The organism is Microbacterium sp. (assembly GCF_047972865.1).
Taxonomy (GTDB): Bacteria; Actinomycetota; Actinomycetes; order Actinomycetales; family Microbacteriaceae; genus Microbacterium.
The window spans coordinates 1-2,941 of sequence record NZ_JBKEAY010000156.1; the positions used below are offsets into that span (position 1 = coordinate 1).

Annotated in this window: 3 protein-coding genes; all 3 read right to left on the bottom strand. The window is 68.7% G+C overall.

Annotation, left to right across the window (positions count from 1 at the left end):
* The coding region (trpS, locus tag ACK5KK_RS09620) for a tryptophan--tRNA ligase (protein WP_416889869.1) at positions 1-715 on the bottom strand (715 nt) is incomplete at its 3' end.
* A 53-nt stretch (positions 716-768) separates the two neighbouring features.
* On the bottom strand, positions 769-1,605 hold the full coding sequence (locus ACK5KK_RS09625; protein WP_416889867.1) for an exodeoxyribonuclease III: 837 nt from the start codon (positions 1,603-1,605) through the stop codon (positions 769-771).
* Positions 1,606-1,654: 49 nt separating this feature from the next.
* The coding region (locus ACK5KK_RS09630; RefSeq protein WP_416889868.1) for a YihY/virulence factor BrkB family protein at positions 1,655-2,941 on the bottom strand (1,287 nt) is incomplete at its 5' end.

Consider the following 2,941-nt stretch of genomic DNA (forward strand, 5'->3'; position numbering starts at 1 on the left):
CGAGCAGGTTCGACACTCCGGGCTTGTTCTCGCGGTCGAAGCGGACCGAGCCCTCGCTGTCGGTGACGGCGCGCATGATCTTCTTCGCGGTGACGGCCGGGTCATCGAGCAGCCACAGCACGCCGGCGTCGGACTCGGCGGACTTCGACATCTTCGCGGTCGGGTTCTGCAGGTCGAAGATCCGTGCGGTGTCGGACTGGATCACCGGCATCGGCACCCGGAAGGCCTCGCCGAACCTGCCGTTGAAGCGCTCCGCGAGGTCGCGGGTCAGCTCCACGTGCTGCTTCTGATCGTCGCCCACCGGCACGATGTCGGTCTGATACAGCAGGATGTCGGCAGCCATCAGCACCGGATAGGTGAACAGGCCGACATTGGTGGCATCGCTGCCGTAGCGCGCGGACTTGTCCTTGAACTGGGTCATCCGGCTGGCTTCACCGAAGCCGGTGATGGTCGACAGCACCCAGGCGAGTTCGGCGTGCGCGCGCACGTGGGACTGCACGTACAGCGTCGACTTGCCCGGCTCGATGCCGGCCGCGATGTACTGGGCTGCGGTGCGCCGGGTCTTGTCGCGGAGCTCCGCCGGGTTGTTCGGCTGGGTGAGTGCGTGCAGGTCGACGACCGAGAAGAACGCCTCGTACGCTTCCTGCAGGTCACGCCATTGCAGCAACGCACCGACGTAGTTTCCGATCTGGAGAGAATCGGCGGACGGCTGCATTCCGGAGTACAGGCGGGGTTTGCTCACCCGATCGATTCTAGGCGGGTGCGACCTCACCCGATCGCGTAGTCCGCCACCACGGGAGCATGATCGCTCCACCGCGTGTCCCACGACGCTGCGCGATCGACGCGATAGCCGGTGACCCGCGCCGCCAGTGCGGGAGTCGCGAGGTGGTAATCGATGCGCCACCCGGTGTCGTTGTCGAACGCCTGTCCGCGGTTGGACCACCACGTGTACGGACCGTCGACCTCTCCCGCCCACCGGCGCCCGACGTCGACCCAGCCGAGTCCGGCGCCGGTGGAGCCGTCCACCGCCGTCACGGTGCCGCCCGCCGGGCCGGTGAAGCGGTCGAAGTAGGCGCGCTCCCGCGGCAGGAAGCCGGCCTTCTTGCGGTTGCCGCGCCAGTTGCGGATGTCGAGTTCGCGGTGCCCGACGTTGAGATCGCCGGTGATGACGGCGAGCTCGCCCAGGTGCAACATCCGCGTTTCCATCGCGTCGAGGAATGCGTACTTCGCGACCTGCTTGTCGGTCCCGTTCTCGCCGGTGAACACATACGCACTGACGACGGTGAGGGCCGTGTCACCCACGGCCACGTCGGCCTCGATCCACCGCCCCGCCGAATCGAGCGTGTCGTCGCCGAGCTCGATGCGCGTCGCGGCGACCGGCTCGCGCGTCGCGATCGCCACGCCCGCCCGCCCCTTCGCGAGCGCCTCGTCACCGACGACGTGCCACCCGGGCAGAGCGGTGGCCAGGTGCGAGGCGTCGCCACGCACCTCCTGCAGGGTGAGAACGTCCACGTGTGCTTTCTCGAGCCACGGGCCCATGCCCTTGCGGGCGGCGGCGCGGATGCCATTGACGTTCACGGACGCAATGCGAAGGTTTCCAGACACCCGCACAGCGTACCCGCGGCCCCGGACATGGCCCGACCACGCCCCGACGTCAGTCGAACAGCGACGGTGTCCGTCGGCGGGGTCGCGGTGGCGCCGCGGCGATGACCTCGGCGAGTTCATCCGCGGCCTGGCGCACCGCACGTTCGGCCGACCAGCGCCGATACCAGGGCGCCGAGGTGCGGGCCTCTTCCGCCGTGCGCAGACGTAGCCGGGCCGCCAGCAGCAGCGCTCGATGCTCGTCCCACACACGTTCAGCCTCGGTCTTCTCCAGGAGCGGCACGTCCTCGTCCTTGGCGGTCACCGCGATCCACGCCGCCGACACCAGCACGATGATCCCGAGCACCCGGAACCAGATCAACAGTCCCACGAAGATCGCGAACGTGGTCAGCAGGGGATTGGTGGGGGTGTAGTGCAGCACGAGCCCCGCCGCCAGTTGCAGCAGCGTCAACCCGATGCCGCCGACCAGCGCACCCGGCCAGATGGTGCGCCACCGGCGCGTTGTCCCGGTCAGGAACCAGAACAGCGCAGCCAGTGCCGCGGTGGTCAGCAGCAGCGATACCGTCAGTGAGAGCGCCTGCAGGATGCCGTCGAACAGCACGGACTGCGTCGCCCACCCCAGCGCACCGAACACCGCCCGCAGTGACCACGTCCCCAGCACGCTGAGCGCGGACCCGACGATGAGAGCGATGCCGAAGATCACCGCTGCCAGAAGGTCGCGGGCCTTGAGCAGGAAGTACGATCTGTCGTCGTACGGCAGGCCGAAGATGTCGCGGACGCCGCGGCGTGCATAGGTGACGAACCCGATCGCGGTCCACCCGGCCGCGATCAGGGCGATGGCGCCGGTCACCGCCAGCAGACCCGTGGTCTGCCGCGTGATTTGCTCAACCTGTTCGGTCGAGATCAGTCCCGTGTCACCCGAGCCGATCAGCCCGGGAACGTAGGTGTTGATGACGGTGATGAGGCGGCGGACGGCATCCGTGCTGCCCCCCAGCCACAGACCCACCCCGGCGAAAGCGACATAGATCGCGGCGAAGAACGAGAACAGCGCCTGATAGCTCACGCCCGCGGCGATCAGGAACCCGTTGTGCTGCAGAAAGTGACGCCACACCCGCACCGGGAACCACTCCAGGGTGCGTTGGGTGATCTCGGTGGCGCGCTCGATCGGCTTGTCGAATCGGTCCCGCAGGCTCGCCTGGGTCGCTTCCCACCGCCGCAGCAGATTTTCTTCCTCGGCACGGGCAGCGGCGGCGGCGCGGTGCGGGGGCGCCGGGCGCGCGCTCGTCGCGGTGCGGGCGGCGGCGTGGCGGCGATCAGGCACATCTCCACAGTAGCCAGC